This is a genomic window from Actinoplanes sp. NPDC049668 (genome assembly GCF_044465445.1).
In the GTDB taxonomy this organism is placed as follows: Bacteria; Actinomycetota; Actinomycetes; order Mycobacteriales; family Micromonosporaceae; genus Actinoplanes.
Genome location: NZ_JBITLR010000003.1, coordinates 67,177 through 81,592, shown reverse-complemented (window position 1 = coordinate 81,592; position 14,416 = coordinate 67,177). Strand labels below are relative to the sequence as shown.

Genomic DNA, 14,416 nt, shown 5'->3' with positions numbered 1-14,416 from the left:
TGAGCGTACGCACACCAGGGAAGGCCGACGTGACCACACCCAAGTCCGAGAACCTGCTGCGCCGGCTGGCGGGGGTCAACCCGACGGTGGCGTTCATCGTGGCCCTCGCGCTGCTGCTGGCGGGCCTCTTCCTGCCCGGCATCATCGGCGCCGCACTGCTGTTCGTGCTGTGGGCGGCGCTGGTGGCGCTCACCGTCACGACCTGGCCGGTGCAGGCCACGCCGGTGCGCGCGGTCCGGGCCACGCTGCTGGTCGTGCTGCTGGCGGCGGTCGTCGCGAAGCTGATCTGATACATGCGCTTTTGACAATCATTACCAATAGGGCGCACAGTTGATGGCATGATGCCGCCCCGTCGCCTGCTCGTGGCAGCCGCCGTCGCGCTGCTGATCGGCACGAGCGCGGCGTGCGGCGACCGGGCGAGCGGCTTCGCCGCCGACGGCCGGCTCGACGTGGTGACCGCGTTCTATCCGCTGCGTTTCCTCGGCGAGCGGGTCGGCGGCGACGCGGTCGCGGTCACCGACCTGACCAAGCCGGGCGCCGAGCCGCACGACGTCGAGCTCTACCCGCGCCAGGTCGGCGAGATCAGCGACGCCGGGCTGGTCCTCTACCTCAAGGGCTTCCAGCCCGCGATCGACCAGGCCGTCGCGCAGGAGGCGGCCGACCGGGCCCTGGACGCCGGCTCGGTGGTCGAGCTGCTCGGCGCCGACGCGCACGAGGACGAGGACGAGCACGGGGAGGAGCCCGAGCACGGGGAGGAGCCCGAGCACGCGCCGGGCGAGCACGAGCACGCCGAGGGCGGCACCGACCCGCACGTCTGGCTGGACCCGGTGCGCTTCGCCGCCGTCGCCGACCGGCTCGCCGAGCGCCTCGCACAGGCCGACCCGGCCCACGCGGACGCCTACCGGGCCCGGGCCGCGGCGCTGCACGCCCAGCTCGACGCCCTCGACGCCGAGTTCGCGGACCGGCTGCGGACCTGCGAGCGCCGCGAGTTCATCACCAGCCACACCGCGTTCCGCTACCTCGCCGACCGGTACGGCCTGACCGAGGTCGGCATCACCGGCGTCTCCCCCGAGTCGGAGCCGACGCCGCGGCACCTGGCGCACGTCGCGGAGCAGGCCCGGGCGACCGGCGCCACCACGATCTTCTTCGAGACGCTGGTGAGCCCGAGGGTCGCCGACACCATCGCCCGCGAGGTCGGCGCCCGGACCGCCGTCCTCGACCCCCTCGAAGGGCTCACCGAGCCCGGCGCGGACTACTTCTCCGTCATGCGCGGCAACCTGAGCGCGCTCACCGCGGCCCTGGAGTGCACCTCATGAGCGTCGTCTCCGTACAGCACGCGGCGGTCTCCTACGGCGGCCGCGCGGTCCTGCACGACGTCACCCTGGACGTGCCCGCCGGCCAGGTCGTCGCGATCCTGGGCGCCAACGGCTCCGGCAAGTCCACCCTGGTCCGCACGATCCTCGGCCTGGTGCCGCTGGCCTCGGGCACTGTCGCACTCTTCGGCACGCCGCAGCGCCGGTTCCGGCAGTGGGCCCGGATCGGCTACGTCCCGCAGCGGATGGGCGCCGGCAGCGGCGTGCCGGCGACGGTCGGCGAGGTCGTCGCCTCCGGCCGGCTCGCGCGCCGGGGCATCTTCCGGCCGTCCGGCGCCGCCGACCGGGCCGCCGTCCGCGCGGCGCTCGAGGACGTCGGCCTGCTGGACCGCATCGGCGACCCGGTGAGCACCCTCTCGGGCGGCCAGCAGCAGCGCACCCTCATCGCCCGCGCCCTGGCCGGGCGCCCCGACCTGCTCGTGCTCGACGAGCCGACGGCCGGCGTCGACGCGGCCAGCCAGGACGCGTTCGCCGCCGCGCTGCGCCACTTCGGCGGCGCCGGCGGCACGATCCTGCTCGTCGCGCACGAGCTCGGCCCGATCGAGCCGCTGGTCGACCGGGCCGTCGTGGTGCACGACGGGCGGATCGCGTACGAGGGCGCGGTCCCCGAGCCCGCCGGGCACCACGCGCAGCCCGGCCACGACCACGTACACCCGCACGCCGCCGCCGAACGCCCCGCGATCTGCGTGTCGCCCACAGACAGGGGATGACCCATCGACCTCTATCAGTACGAATTCATGATCCGGGCGCTGGTGAGCGCGCTGATCATCGGCCTGGCCGCGCCCGCACTCGGCATCTACCTGGTGCAGCGGCGGCTGTCGCTGATCGGTGACGGCATCGGGCACGTCGCGCTGACCGGCGTCGGCGTCGGCCTGCTGCTGCACCAGTCGCCCGTGCTCACCGCCGTGATCGTGTCGGTCGTCGGCGCGATCGGCGTCGAGCTGGTGCGCGAGCGCGGCCGCACCTCCGGCGACCTGGCCCTCGCCCTGCTCTTCTACGGCGGCATCGCGGGCGGCGTCGTGCTGGTCGGGCTCTCCGACAGCAGCGGCAACGCCAGCCTGATGCAGTTCCTCTTCGGCTCGCTGACCACCACGTCGCGGCAGGACCTGGCGGTCATCGCGGTGCTCGGCGTCGCCGTGCTGATCGCGATGCTCGGGCTGCGGCAGGCGCTCTTCGCGGTCTGCAACGACGAGGAGTACGCCCGCGTCTCCGGGCTTCCCGTGCGTACCCTCAATCTCCTGATGGCCGTGACCACGGCCGTGACCGTCACGATCGCCATGCGCACCGTCGGGCTGCTGCTGGTCAGCGCCCTGATGGTGGTCCCGGTCGCCGCGGCGCAGCAGGTCACCCGCGGCTTCCGCGGCACGATGGCGCTGGCCATGCTGATCGGGGTCGGCGCGGCCGCCGCCGGCATCACGCTGGCCGGCGAGGTGAACACCGCGCCCGGCGCCACCATCGTGATCCTGGCCATCGCGGTCTTCGTCGCGCTGACCGTCGGCAGCGCCACCTGGCGCGCGCTGCGCCGGCGGGCCGGCACCGGCTATCCCTGGACGGGGGTCGAGGCGGAGCCGCCGGATGTCGTTCTTCAGGCGGATGCCCGATGAGCAGTAACGTTGCCCCGGTGACGAGCGGCTACGAGGCGTACGAGGCGGCCGGCGAGCTGCTCCGGGCGCTCTCCGCGCCGATCCGCGTCGCGATCGTCGCGGAGCTCGGCGCCGGGGAACGCTGCGTGCACGAACTGGTCGAGAAGCTCGGCGCGCCCCAGCCGCTGGTCTCGCAGCACCTGCGGGTTCTGCGCGGCGCCGGCGTGGTGCGCAGTGCGCGCCGGGGGCGGGAGATCGCATACTCACTCGTGGACGAACACGTCGCACACATCGTCGCCGACGCCGTGAGCCATGCGAGGGAGGGCAAATGACCGGACAGGGTGAGGGCAGCGGGGACGAGGGCACCGTTGTCAGGAACACGAAGCAGCGGACCGCGGTGAGCGCGGCCCTCGCCGAGGCCGAGGGCTTCAACAGCGCGCAGGACCTGCACGCGATGCTGCGCAACCGGGGCGAGCGGGTCGGCCTGACCACCGTCTACCGGACCCTGCAGGGCCTCGCCGACGCCGGCGAGATCGACGTGATGCGCCCGCCGGGCGGCGAGCACCTCTACCGCCGGTGCAGCCAGGGCCACCACCACCATCTGGTCTGCCGCTCGTGCGGGCGGGCCGTCGAGGTGGAGGGCCCGGCCGTGGAGACCTGGGCCGAGAAGGTCGCCGGCAACCACGGCTTCGTCGACGTCTCGCATACTATGGAGATCTTCGGTACCTGTCCGGAGTGCGCCGACAAGCGTTCCTAGCCGTGTCATGGCACGCTGACGCGCGTGAAGATGTACGCCGATCGGCTGCCAACCGCCGTACGCCAGGTATTCACCGACCTCTTCGTCGTGCTCTGGATCTACGCCTGGATCCGGGCCGGCATGTGGATCAACGACCTCGTCGAGAAGCTCGGCGTCCCGGGCCAGAAGCTGCAGGAGGCCGGCGTCGGCATCGCCGGCAACATGAACGACATCTCCGGCAAGGTCGGCCGGGTCCCGCTGGTCGGCGACGAGCTGACCGCGCCGTTCACCAAGGCCGCCGGCGCCGCCGACCGGCTCGCCGAGGCCGGCCGCCAGCAGCAGGAGATGGCGGACAACCTGGCGCTGGTCGTCTCGCTGGCGATCGTCGTGGGGCCGCTGGCGCTGGTGCTCTTCGTCTGGCTGCCGCTGCGGCTGCGCTGGATGCGCCGGGCCGGGGTGGCCTGCAAGGTCCGCGCCGAGCCGGCCGGGCAGGACCTGCTTGCGCTGCGTGCCCTGGCCGGGCGGCCGCTGAACGAGCTGACGAAGCTGGGCCCGGACATCGCGCAGTCCTGGCGCAACGGCGACGCGGCGGCGGTCCAGGCGCTGGCGGCGCTCGAGCTCAAGGACATGGGGCTCAAGCCCGCTAAGGCCCGCTAGCCTCGGTCTCCTCGTACTCCTCGTCCATCCAGGCGCGCCGGGCGAACGGGATGGCCGCCCAGAACGTCAGGAACCAGGCGGCGGTGATCGCCGCCAGGACGCTCGCGGCCCAGATGTTCAGCAGGTAGTCGGCGATCAGCAGCACGCTGCTGACCATCGAGATCAGCAGGAAGGCCAGGCCGCCGGTGGCCATCCGGTGCGCGTAGCGGACCAGCTCCGGCTTGCGCCCCTTGCGGAACAGCGCGCGGTGGAACGCCACCGGCGAAATGATCATCGCGGCGGCGAACGCGGCCGACATCAGCGCGACGATGTAGGTGTCCTGCTGGAACTGCGTGGTCTCCGGGAAGCCGCTGCTGAACGGCAGCGTCAGCAGGAACGCGAAGAGGACCTGCACGCCCGTCTGGGTGACCCGCAGCTCCTGCAGCAGGTCCGCGAAGTTGCGGTTCCAGCGCTGTCGCTCGGACTCGTGAACGGCCATCGCGCCTCCTCGTGACGGCGCGGCGACCGGCGGCCCGAGCGGCGTCAGACGCCGATGCGGTCGAGAGTCACGTCGGCCAGCGCCTGGGGCGCCTCCTCCGGCACCCAGTGGCCGATCCCGCGCAGGGTGACAAACCGGTAATCCGCCTCGACCCAGGTGGCGGTCGACAGCGCCGCCGACCGGCCGACGACCGGGTCGCCGTCGCTCCAAACGTATGTGGTGGGAACTGTGATCTTGCCGACCTTGGCGAGCCTACCCGCGGTGATCGCGCGGTACCAGTTCAAGGCGCCGGTCAGCCTGCCGGGCTCGCGCATCGCGGTGGTGTACAGGTCGGCGCGGGTGCCGATCGGGCGCAGCATCGAGCGCAGCACTCTCGCGTCGGCGGCGAGCAGCAGCCGCTCGGCGATCCGGGAGCGGAACAGGCCCATGTAGGCGAACCGCAGCTTCTGCGAGGGCTGGTTGTGCAGGGCGACGCCGAGACCGCGCGGGTGCGGCACCGAGACCGCCGTGAGCGTGCTGACCCGCTCGGGGTGCCGGTCGGCCAGCAGCCAGCCGACGTGCGCGCCCCAGTCGTGGCCGACGACGTGCGCCTTCTCCACGCCCAGCGCGTCGAGCACCGCGATCGCGTCGGCCGTCGGCTCGTCGAGGCGGTACTCGGCGACCGCGGCGGGCCGGGCGCCGGGCGAGTAGCCGCGCTGGTCCAGCGCGTACGTGCGCAGCCCGGCGGCGTGCAGCCGGGGCAGGATGAGATCGAACTCGCGGTGGTCCTGCGGGAAGCCGTGCAGCAGGAGCACCGGCGGGCCGTCGACCGGGCCGCCCTCGTACACGTCGAAGGTCAGCCCTCTCGCCTTGATCTCCATGTGACGCCTCCTACGCTGTTCCGTACGCACGGTGTTAGCGTCATCGAAACACATGCAATGGAGCCTGTTCGCGACGCGCAGACGCGGCGCGGACCGACTTCACCGACAGGGGAGCGCACAGCGCTGAGAGTGCGGGTGACACCGCAGACCCTCGAACCTGATCTGGGTAATGCCAGCGCAGGGAGCTCGGTCTTTCTCCAGCCGCGCCGCGTCCGGGCGACACCCGGACCGGCGCAGCGTCTCCTCCCGGTATGAGCTGGGAGGCACGAATGAATTTCCGCTGGCGCACGATCGACATCATCGTCGCATCGATCATCGCCGTCACCTTCGGCGTCATCTTCTGGGCCTGGAACCTGGTCTGGAGCGCCACCGACGGCCTGTTCGCCTTCTTCCCGCCCGCGCAGGCGCTGCTCTACGGCGTCTGGCTGATGCCGGCCGTGCTGGCCGGGCTGATCATCCGCAAGCCGGGCGCCGCGCTGTACACCGAGACGGTCGCGGCCGTCATCTCCGCGCTGCTCGGCGCGGCCTGGGGCGCCACCGTCATCCCGCAGGGCCTGGTACAGGGCCTCGGCGCGGAGCTGGCGTTCGCGCTGCTGCTGTACCGCTCGTGGAAGCTGCCGGCGGCCCTGCTCGCCGGCCTGCTGACCGGGTTCAGCGCGGCGGTCTTCGACTTCTTCGCCTGGAACGCCGCCTACGACCTGTGGGACTACCGGATCCCGTACGCGCTGCTCACCATCGTCAGCAGCACGATCATCGCGGGCGTCGGTTCCTGGGCACTGACCCGGGCGCTGGCGCCGACCGGCGTGCTGGACCGCTTCGCCGCGGGCCGAGACCGAGCCCTGGTCTGACATGCCCGAGGTCGTGCTGCGCGGATTCGGCTGGCGCCACGCCGGGCGCCGGGCCTGGGCCGTGCGCGGCGTCGACCTGCGCATCTCGCACGGCGAGCGGGTGCTCCTGCTGGGACCCTCCGGTGCCGGCAAGAGCACCCTGCTCGCCGCGCTGGCCGGGCTGCTGCCCGAGGACTCCGGCGAGTCCGAGGGCACCGTCGAGATCGACGGCCTCGAGCCGGTCAAGGCCCGCGAGCGGGTCGGCATCGTCTTCCAGGACCCGCAGACCCAGCTCGTGATGGCCCGCAGCGGCGACGACGTGGCGTTCGGCCTGGAGAACCGGGGCGTACCCGCCGAGGAGATCTGGCCGCGGGTGTCCGCCGCGCTCGACCGGGTCGGATTCCCGTACCCGATCGGCCGCCGGACCGCCGCCCTGTCCGGCGGCGAGCAGCAGCGCCTGGCCCTCGCCGGGGTCCTGGCGCCGCGGCCGGACCTGCTGCTGCTCGACGAGCCGACCGCGAACCTCGACCCGGCGGGCGGCGCGCTGATCCGCTCGGCGATCGCCCGCGCGCACGACCCGGACACCACGCTGATCCTGGTCGAGCACCGGGTCGCCGACGCGCTCACCCTGGTCGACCGGGTGGTCGTCCTCGAGCCGGGCGGCGGCGTCCGCGCCGACGGCGCGCCCGCGGCGGTCTTCTCGCAGCTCGGCGACGAGCTCGCCGAGCAGGGCGTCTGGGTGCCGGGCCGGCCGCTGCCCGCGCACCGGGCCGTCGCTCCCCCGGGCGATCCCCTGGTACGCGCGGAGCGGGTCACCGTCCGGCACCGCCTGGCGGAGACCAGCCTGCTCGTACGGGCCGGCGAGGCGCTCGCCGTGACCGGCCCGAACGGCGCCGGCAAGTCCACGCTGGCCCTGCTGCTCGGCGGGCTGCTCGCGCCGACCTCCGGCTCGGTCGACGCGGCGCCGGGCGGCGCGCCGCACAAGTGGCGGGCCGCCGCGCTCACCCAGCGCATCGGCTCGGTCTTCCAGTCACCGGAACACCAGTTCGTCACGTCCCGAGTGGCCGACGAGCTCGCCCTCGGGCCCCGCCGGCTCGGCCGCCCGGACGTCGCCGCCATCGTGGACGAGCTGCTCGACCGGCTGCGGCTGACCCGGCTGGCGGGCGCCAACCCGTACACCCTCTCCGGCGGCGAGGCCCGGCGGCTGAGCGTCGCGACGGCGCTGGCCGCCGCGCCCCGGCTGCTCGTACTCGACGAGCCGACCTTCGGCCAGGACCGGCGCACCTGGATCGAGCTGGTCGAGCTGCTGGCCCGGCTGCGCGACGACGGCTGCGGCATCGTCGCGGTCACCCACGACGACGACTTCGTGACCGCGCTCGCCGACCGCACTGTCGTCCTGGGCGGCGCCGGATGACCCTCGTGCTGGAACCGGTCGCCGACGCCACCGCTGTCCTGGCCCGGCGCAACCCGGTCGCCAAGCTGGGCGCGGCGCTGCTGTTCTCGTTGCCGCTGGTGGCGACCCTCGACCCGCTGACACCCGGCCTCGCGCTCGCGATCGAGCTGGCGCTGCTGCCGCTCTTCGGCGTCCGCTACCGGGTGCTGGCCCGGCGGGCCTGGCCGCTCGCGCTGGCGGCCGCGGGCATCCTGGTGACGATGGTGCTGTTCGCGGCCGACCGCACCGGCGCGCAGCTGTTCTCGCTCGGCCCGTTCGACATCACCACCGGCGTCGTCATGGGCGCGCTCGGCCTCGTGCTGCGGCTCTTCGCGGTCGCCCTGCCCGGCATCATCGTCTTCGCCACCACCGACCCGACCGACCTCGCGGACGCCCTGGTGCAGAACGCGAGGGCGCCCGCCCGTTTCGCGATCGGCGCGCTCGCGGCCTTCCGGATGGTCCCGCTGCTCGGCGAGGAGTGGCAGATGCTCAGCCTGGCCCGCCGGGCGCGCGGCATCGACGCCGGCCGCAACCCGGCCGCGCGGCTGCGACTGTTCGGGTCCACCGCGTTCGCCCTGCTGGTCGGCGCCCTGCGGCGCGGCGCCCGGCTGGCGCTGGCGATGGACGCCCGCGGCTTCGACTCCGGCCTGCCCCGCACCTGCGCCCGCCGCCAGGTCTTCGGCCGCGCGGACACGGCCCTGCTGATCGGCGCCGCCGTCCTCTCGGCAACGATCCTCACCATCAGCATCCAGACCGGCCTCTTCCGCCCGATCATCGGCTGACCGGCGTCGATCTGCGACTTGCGCTCATGTTCGCCGCGGGGTCATCCGGCTGACACCCCGTGTTGGAACGTCGCCACGAGATTGACGCGGACATCCCTGTCGATCTTTGGGAGCCACGGACATGGGTCACGGCCACCACCACGATCACCCGCACGACGCCGCCGGAGCCGGCACGCCCGCCGCGCACGACCTGAGCGTGCCCGACAGCGAGCTGTCGCCGTCGGACGTCTCCCGCCGCGGCTTCCTGCGCGGCGCCGGCCTGCTCGGCGCCGGCGCGGCCGCGTCGGTGCTGGCCACACCGTCGGCCGCGGCCGGGCTGCCGCACGCACACGGGCCGGCCGGCGGCGGCACCGCGAAGGGCGGCTTCCGCTGGCTGGCGGGCGACCACCACATTCACACCCAGCACAGCTCCGACGGCCAGTACCGGGTCATCGACCAGGCCGGGCACGGCCACGCGTACGGCCTGGACTGGCTGGTCATCACCGACCACGGCAGCAACGCGCACGCCAGGATCGGCGTCGAGAAGGTCAACCCGGACATCCTGGCGACCCGCTCCGCGCTGCCCGAACTGCTCACGTTCCAGGGCCTGGAGTGGAACATCCCCGCCGCCGAGCACGCCACGGTCTTCGTGGAGCCGAGCCGCAACGAGGTCGCGGTGCTCAAGCGGTTCGAGCAGACCTACGACGGCTCGCAGCTGCCGGCGACCAACACGCCGGAACAGAACGAGGCCATGGCGATCGCCGGCATCAAGTTCCTCGGCGAACAGGTCCGGGACCGCAAGGTCGGCGGCGCGCTGTTCCTGGCGAACCACCCGGCCCGGCGCGGCATCGACTCGCCGCACGAGATCCGCAACTGGCGCGACGCCGACCCGAGCGTCGCGATCGGCATGGAGGGCGCGCCCGGCCACCAGGCCGCCGGCATCAAGGCGCCGAACGGCCGGGGCGGCGCGCGCGGCCTCTACGACAACAGCCCGTCGGCGGCCTCGTTCCCGGGCTACCCGCTGGAGGCGTACCGCACCTGGGGCGGCTTCGACTGGATGACGGCGACGGTCGGCGGCCTCTGGGACAGCCTGCTCGCCGAGGGCCGGGCATGGTGGGTGACGGTGAACTCGGACAGCCACGTGAACTACCTGGACCAGTCGGAGCGCGGCCCGGGCAGCGACTTCGAGGCCAACGGCCGCTACAACGACCCGGTGTACACGCCGACGGTCAACACCGGCGCGGGCGACTTCTGGCCGGGCTTCTACGGGCGCACCAACGTGGGCGCGACCTCGTTCTCGTACCGGGCGGTCATGGACGGCCTGCGCGCCGGCCGGGTCTGGGTCGACCACGGCCGCCTCGTCAAGACCGTCGACGCGCGGGTCCGGGTCGCGGGCGACCGCCGGCGCTCATCCGGTACGCCGCTCGGCGGCGTCGTGCACGTGCGGCGCGGCACGGCGACGGAGCTGACGCTGGAGATCGACCTGCAGGACCGGCCGAACTGGGCCCAGTTCGTGCCCGTCCTGTCCCGCGTCGACGTGATCGTCGGCACCGTCACCGGCCCGGTGGCGTCCCGCGACGCCTTCACGGCGCCGGACACCCGGGTGGTCAAGTCCTTCGAGGTGTCGCGCGACTCGGCGAGGCTGTCGGTGACGTACCCGCTCGGCCGCCTGGACAAGCCGTTCTACCTGCGCCTGCGCGGCACGGACGGCAAGCGCACGCAGCCGGGCCCGCTGGGCGCGGCGATCGACCCGGCCGGCCCGAAGCTCGACGTGATCGGCGACGCCGACCCCTGGGGCGACCTGTGGTTCTACACCAACCCGATCTGGGTCCTGCCCAGGTGATGATCGACGACCTGCCGGTGATCGGGGTGAGCCTGACACACCCCGACACCGTGCTGCGCCGCACATTGGCCGGTGGAAACGGGGGCGATTTCCGTCGGCGGTCACCGGTAGGTTAATGCTCCTGATCGATGCCTCGGGGGTGGTGATGGTCGACCAGAGCGCGGGCGACGCCGTCAGCAGGTCGGTGTGGGGCGAGTTCACCGGCGGGATGCGGGGCCGTTGGGACCAGCGCCGGGCCATCCTCCGGTTACTGCTCGGCGGAGGGCCGGCCCTGGTCGGCGGCGCCGTCCTCCTGCAGATCATCGCGGGCCTGCTGCCCATCGGCTTCGTGCTCGCCACCGCCGGGGTCATCGCCGGCGTCCCCGCCGCGGTGGAGGGCGGCGTCGACTCGTCGGCCTGGCAGCAACTGCGCGACCACCTGATCACCGCCGCGGCGCTGTTCTTCGCCATCCAGCTGTTGCTGCCGGTGCAGGCGTTCCTCGGCGAGGTGCTGCGCCGGCGGCTCGACGACCGGGTCCGCGACCGGCTGATGGCCGACTCGTTCGCCGGGCCGAGTGTCGCCGTACTCGAGGATCCGGAGGTGCTCGACCAGGCCGCCGACGGCGTCAACATGCTGCGCATGACGGCCTGGACACCCGGCGCCGCCTGCGCGGGCTTCATCGCGCTGCTCTCACGCTATCTGCAGACCGTCGCGGCCGCGGTCGTCGTCGCCGTCGTGTACGAGTGGTGGGCCGGCGCGGCCGTGCTGCTGGCCGGGCTGGTCATCCGGTTCGGGTACCGGGTCGGCCTCTCCGTCTTCGGCCGGATCTTCATGACGCACCAGCGGGTCCGGCGGCGTCGCTTCTACTTCCGCGATCTGCTCTTCACCGCCGACGCGGCCAAGGAGATCCGCGTCTTCGGCCTCCTCGGCTGGGTGGGCGAGCGCTACTCGGACGCGTTCATGGCCAGCTCGGTGCCGGTCTGGCAGCAGCGTCGCCGCATCTTCTACGGGCCGTACGTGCTCTACACCCTCACGGCGTTCGTGCTGCTCGGCGGCGTGCTGGCCGCCGTGGCGCGGGCGTCGGCCACCGGCGTGCTCGGCGTCGGCGCGTTCATGATCGTGATGCAGGCGGCGCTCTCCTCGATCCGGATCGGTGCGTTCATCGCGGAGTCCGACGTGCAGACCGAGTACGGCATGAACGCGCAGCAGGCGCTGACCCGGCTCGGCGAGCTGACCCTGGCGGCCGCCGACCCGGGCGGCAGCGAGACGCCGCCGGCCGAGCTGCCGATCCGGGAGATCCGGTTCGAGCGGGTGACCTTCCGGTACGCCCCGGACGCGCCACCCGTGCTCGACGGGCTGGACCTCGTCATTCCCGCTGGTGCCTCGCTGGCGATCGTCGGCCTCAACGGTGCCGGCAAGACGACGCTGGTCAAGCTGCTCGCCCGCCTCTACGAGCCCGAGTCGGGGCGGATCACCGCCGACGGCGTCGACATCCGCACCTTCGACGGCGCGGCCTGGCAGCGCAAGGTCGCCGCGATCTTCCAGGACTTCGTCCACTTCGAACTTCCGGTCCGCGACAACGTCGGCTTCGGCGCCGGCGGCCTGCAAGACGACGAGCCCATCGAGGAGGCGCTGCGCCGGGCCGGCGCGCTCGAGTTCGTGGCAGAGCTTCCCGCCGGGCTCGACACCCCGCTGTCCCGGCAGTACACGGACGGTGCCGAACTCTCGGGCGGCCAGTGGCAGCGCATCGCCATCGCGCGGGCGCTGATCGCGGTCGAGAGCGGCGCCAGGGTGCTCGTCCTCGACGAACCGACGGCGAGCCTGGACGCGCGCGCCGAGGTGGCCTTCTTCGAGCGGTTCCTCGACCTGACCAGCGGGGCGACCAGCCTGGTGATCTCGCACCGGTTCTCCACCGTACGCCGGGCGGACCGGATCGCGGTCCTGGAGCACGGCAGGGTGACCGAGACCGGCACCCACGACGGGCTGCTCGCCGCCGGCGGCCGTTACGCGGAGCTGTTCATGCTGCAAGCCGCCCGTTTCGCCGAGGACGAACCGTCCGGCGACGACGATCTGGTCGAGGAGACCGCCGATGCGTGACCTGTGGCTCGGCATCACCGGCGTGCTCGGCTCCTCCTGGAAGGCGAGCCGGGGACGGCTGCTGATCTCCGGCTTCCTGATGCTGCTCGGCAACGTGAGCGCGCCACTCATCGCCGTCTTCCTCGCCGTGGCCACCGACGCGACCCTCGCCGGGGACACCGATGCGGCGGTCTGGGCGGCGGTCGCGGTGGCGCTGGTCGCGCTGCTGAGCCTCACGATGGAGCACTTCGCCCACATCTTCTTCTTCGAGCTGGCCGACCTGCATCACCTGCGCGTCGAGCGGGAGATCGGCGACCTCGCACACGGCACGGCCGGGGTCGATCAGCACGAGCGGCGGGACTATGCCGACCGGATGGAGTTGCTGCGCAAGGAGAGCTGGGAGATAGCCAACGGCGTACAGAGCGTGCTCACCGCTGTCACGCTCTCCGCTCAGATCGTGCTGACCGCCGTACTGCTCGCCGGGGTCGAGCCGTGGCTGCTGCTGTTGCCCCTGTTCGCGGTGCCGCCGCTGATCGCGGGAAGGATCGGCGAGGCCCGGCTGGAACGCGCCGAGCTCGCGACGGCCGAGTCCCGGCGGCTCGGCTGGCATCTGCTCGAGCTGGCGGTCAGCCCGGCCGCCGCCAAGGAGATCCGCCTCTTCGGGCTGCAGGGGGTGCTGCGCCAGCGCCAGACCGCCGCACGCCGGGATGAGGAGGTTCCGCTACGCCGGGCCGAGCTGGCCGGGCTGGGCCTGCGGCTGATCGGCCAGATGATCTTCGCTATCGGGTACGTCGCCGCGGTGGTGATCGTGGTCCGCTCGGCGATCGCGGGTGAGCGCTCGGTCGGCGACGTGGTCCTGGTGATCACCCTCGCCGTGCAGACAAACGCACAGGCGGCCGGCGTCGTCGCGGTAGCGGGCGCCCTGCAGCGCAACGCCCGGGCCCTGGCGCGGGTGCGCTGGCTGCGCAGGGAGACCGAGCTGGCAGCCGACCCCGTCGTGGCGGACCAGCCGGTGCCGCCGGCGCTCCGTGCGGGGATCCGCTTCGACCGCGTGGCATTCCGCTACCCGGGCACCGAAGCCGACGTGCTGCGCGACGTGACCGTGCACATTCCGGCCGGCACCACGGTGGCGATCGTCGGCGACAACGGCGCGGGAAAGTCCACCCTGGTCAAGCTCCTGTCCCGCTTCTACCGGCCGACCTCGGGCGAGATCACCGTAGACGGCGTGGACCTCCGCCGCATCGATCCGGACCGGTGGCGGGAGCGCATCGCCGCGAGCTTCCAGGACTTCGTCAAGCTCGACGCGCCGGCCCGGGAGAGCATCGGCGTCGGCGACCTGCACCGGGCCGGCGACACCGGCGCGGTCCTCGAGGCGGTGCACCGCGCGGATGCGGAACTGGTTATCGACCGCCTGCCCCAGGGCCTGGATACCCACCTGGGCAAGGCCTATGAGGACGGCGAGGAGCTCTCCGGCGGCCAATGGCAACGAGTCGCGCTGAGCCGGGCGATGATGCGCGAGGAGCCGCTGCTCCTGCTCCTCGACGAGCCGACGGCGGCGCTGGACCCACTGACCGAACACGCCCTCTTCGAGCGCTACGCACAATCGGCCCGCGAGGTCGGCGCGCGCACGGGCGCCATCACGGTGCTGGTGTCCCACCGCTTCTCCACCGTCCGCATGGCCGACCTGATCCTGATGGTGGCGGACGGCGGCATCGCCGAGGCCGGCACCCACCAGGACCTGATGGCGAGAAACGGTCTCTACGCGGAGCTGTTCACCCTGCAGGCGGCCGCCTATCGCTGACGGTCGGAC

The 14,416-nt window shown here is 73.0% G+C and carries 15 protein-coding genes and 1 riboswitch; of the genes, 13 read left to right on the top strand and 2 right to left on the bottom strand.

What is annotated here, in order from left to right; translation table 11 throughout:
• Positions 1 to 29 precede the first annotated feature (29 nt).
• The 7 genes from ACIBSW_RS12935 to ACIBSW_RS12905 are packed head-to-tail and all read left to right on the top strand — an operon-like array spanning position 30 to position 4,349.
• A complete protein-coding gene (locus ACIBSW_RS12935; RefSeq protein ID WP_354720551.1) occupies positions 30 to 290 on the top strand; it encodes a hypothetical protein in 261 nt (86 codons plus the stop codon).
• 48 nt (positions 291 to 338) lie between these two features.
• A complete protein-coding gene (locus ACIBSW_RS12930) occupies positions 339 to 1,316 on the top strand; it encodes a metal ABC transporter substrate-binding protein (protein WP_354720553.1) in 978 nt (325 codons plus the stop codon).
• Positions 1,313 to 2,083, top strand: coding sequence for a metal ABC transporter ATP-binding protein (locus tag ACIBSW_RS12925; protein WP_354720555.1), 771 nt, complete (start codon positions 1,313 to 1,315; stop codon positions 2,081 to 2,083). Before ACIBSW_RS12930 ends, ACIBSW_RS12925 begins: the two co-directional genes overlap by 4 nt.
• 3 nt (positions 2,084 to 2,086) lie before the next feature.
• Positions 2,087 to 2,977, top strand: coding sequence for a metal ABC transporter permease (locus tag ACIBSW_RS12920; protein ID WP_354720659.1), 891 nt, complete (start codon positions 2,087 to 2,089; stop codon positions 2,975 to 2,977).
• Positions 2,974 to 3,288: a metalloregulator ArsR/SmtB family transcription factor gene (locus ACIBSW_RS12915; protein ID WP_354720557.1), complete on the top strand. Its 315-nt coding sequence runs from the start codon at positions 2,974 to 2,976 to the stop codon at positions 3,286 to 3,288. The genes ACIBSW_RS12920 and ACIBSW_RS12915 overlap by 4 nt, the downstream gene beginning before the upstream one ends.
• On the top strand, positions 3,285 to 3,713 hold the full coding sequence (locus tag ACIBSW_RS12910; protein ID WP_354720559.1) for a Fur family transcriptional regulator: 429 nt from the start codon (positions 3,285 to 3,287) through the stop codon (positions 3,711 to 3,713). The genes ACIBSW_RS12915 and ACIBSW_RS12910 overlap by 4 nt, the downstream gene beginning before the upstream one ends.
• Positions 3,714 to 3,743: 30 nt before the next feature.
• Entirely contained in the window at positions 3,744 to 4,349 is a 606-nt protein-coding gene (locus tag ACIBSW_RS12905; RefSeq protein ID WP_354720661.1) for a hypothetical protein, read from the top strand.
• Here the strand turns inward: ACIBSW_RS12905 and ACIBSW_RS12900 are convergent.
• Together ACIBSW_RS12900 and ACIBSW_RS12895 are read right to left on the bottom strand one after the other, a co-directional pair.
• Positions 4,336 to 4,827, bottom strand: coding sequence for a DUF6328 family protein (locus ACIBSW_RS12900; protein WP_354720561.1), 492 nt, complete (start codon positions 4,825 to 4,827; stop codon positions 4,336 to 4,338). The two genes, ACIBSW_RS12905 and ACIBSW_RS12900, sit on opposite strands and share 14 nt — an antisense overlap.
• 44 nt (positions 4,828 to 4,871) lie before the next feature.
• Positions 4,872 to 5,687, bottom strand: coding sequence for an alpha/beta fold hydrolase (locus ACIBSW_RS12895; RefSeq protein WP_354720563.1), 816 nt, complete (start codon positions 5,685 to 5,687; stop codon positions 4,872 to 4,874).
• Positions 5,688 to 5,784: 97 nt separating this feature from the next.
• A riboswitch (TPP riboswitch) is annotated at positions 5,785 to 5,889 on the top strand.
• A 67-nt stretch (positions 5,890 to 5,956) separates the two neighbouring features.
• Between ACIBSW_RS12895 and ACIBSW_RS12890 the strand changes: the two genes are divergently transcribed.
• The 6 genes from ACIBSW_RS12890 to ACIBSW_RS12865 all read left to right on the top strand — a co-directional run bounded on the left by ACIBSW_RS12890 (position 5,957) and on the right by ACIBSW_RS12865 (position 14,407).
• On the top strand, positions 5,957 to 6,535 hold the full coding sequence (locus ACIBSW_RS12890; RefSeq protein ID WP_354720565.1) for an ECF transporter S component: 579 nt from the start codon (positions 5,957 to 5,959) through the stop codon (positions 6,533 to 6,535).
• Between the two features lies 1 nt (position 6,536).
• Positions 6,537 to 7,928, top strand: a complete 1,392-nt coding sequence (locus tag ACIBSW_RS12885) for an ATP-binding cassette domain-containing protein (protein WP_354720567.1) — start codon at positions 6,537 to 6,539, stop codon at positions 7,926 to 7,928.
• A complete protein-coding gene (locus ACIBSW_RS12880) occupies positions 7,925 to 8,728 on the top strand; it encodes an energy-coupling factor transporter transmembrane component T (RefSeq protein ID WP_354720569.1) in 804 nt (267 codons plus the stop codon). The genes ACIBSW_RS12885 and ACIBSW_RS12880 overlap by 4 nt, the downstream gene beginning before the upstream one ends.
• A 121-nt stretch (positions 8,729 to 8,849) precedes the next feature.
• Positions 8,850 to 10,550, top strand: a complete 1,701-nt coding sequence (locus tag ACIBSW_RS12875) for a histidinol-phosphatase (RefSeq protein WP_354720571.1) — start codon at positions 8,850 to 8,852, stop codon at positions 10,548 to 10,550.
• A gap of 115 nt (positions 10,551 to 10,665) precedes the next feature.
• A complete protein-coding gene (locus ACIBSW_RS12870; protein WP_354720573.1) occupies positions 10,666 to 12,627 on the top strand; it encodes an ABC transporter ATP-binding protein in 1,962 nt (653 codons plus the stop codon).
• Positions 12,620 to 14,407, top strand: a complete 1,788-nt coding sequence (locus ACIBSW_RS12865) for an ABC transporter ATP-binding protein (RefSeq protein WP_354720575.1) — start codon at positions 12,620 to 12,622, stop codon at positions 14,405 to 14,407. The genes ACIBSW_RS12870 and ACIBSW_RS12865 overlap by 8 nt, the downstream gene beginning before the upstream one ends.
• The last annotated feature ends 9 nt before the right edge of the window (positions 14,408 to 14,416 follow it).

Bases quoted from the DNA above. Each gene is read 5' to 3' on its own strand.
- ACIBSW_RS12885 (WP_354720567.1), top strand. From the start codon at position 6,537: ATGCCCGAGGTCGTGCTGCGCGGATTCGGCTGGCGCCACGCCGGGCGC.
- ACIBSW_RS12930 (WP_354720553.1), top strand. From the start codon at position 339: ATGATGCCGCCCCGTCGCCTGCTCGTGGCAGCCGCCGTCGCGCTGCTG.
- ACIBSW_RS12900 (WP_354720561.1), bottom strand. From the start codon at position 4,827: ATGGCCGTTCACGAGTCCGAGCGACAGCGCTGGAACCGCAACTTCGCG.
- ACIBSW_RS12875 (WP_354720571.1), top strand. From the start codon at position 8,850: ATGGGTCACGGCCACCACCACGATCACCCGCACGACGCCGCCGGAGCC.
- ACIBSW_RS12870 (WP_354720573.1), top strand. From the start codon at position 10,666: ATGCTCCTGATCGATGCCTCGGGGGTGGTGATGGTCGACCAGAGCGCG.
- ACIBSW_RS12890 (WP_354720565.1), top strand. From the start codon at position 5,957: ATGAATTTCCGCTGGCGCACGATCGACATCATCGTCGCATCGATCATC.
- ACIBSW_RS12895 (WP_354720563.1), bottom strand. From the start codon at position 5,687: ATGGAGATCAAGGCGAGAGGGCTGACCTTCGACGTGTACGAGGGCGGC.
- ACIBSW_RS12910 (WP_354720559.1), top strand. From the start codon at position 3,285: ATGACCGGACAGGGTGAGGGCAGCGGGGACGAGGGCACCGTTGTCAGG.
- ACIBSW_RS12865 (WP_354720575.1), top strand. From the start codon at position 12,620: ATGCGTGACCTGTGGCTCGGCATCACCGGCGTGCTCGGCTCCTCCTGG.
- ACIBSW_RS12925 (WP_354720555.1), top strand. From the start codon at position 1,313: ATGAGCGTCGTCTCCGTACAGCACGCGGCGGTCTCCTACGGCGGCCGC.
- ACIBSW_RS12880 (WP_354720569.1), top strand. From the start codon at position 7,925: ATGACCCTCGTGCTGGAACCGGTCGCCGACGCCACCGCTGTCCTGGCC.
- ACIBSW_RS12905 (WP_354720661.1), top strand. From the start codon at position 3,744: ATGTACGCCGATCGGCTGCCAACCGCCGTACGCCAGGTATTCACCGAC.
- ACIBSW_RS12915 (WP_354720557.1), top strand. From the start codon at position 2,974: ATGAGCAGTAACGTTGCCCCGGTGACGAGCGGCTACGAGGCGTACGAG.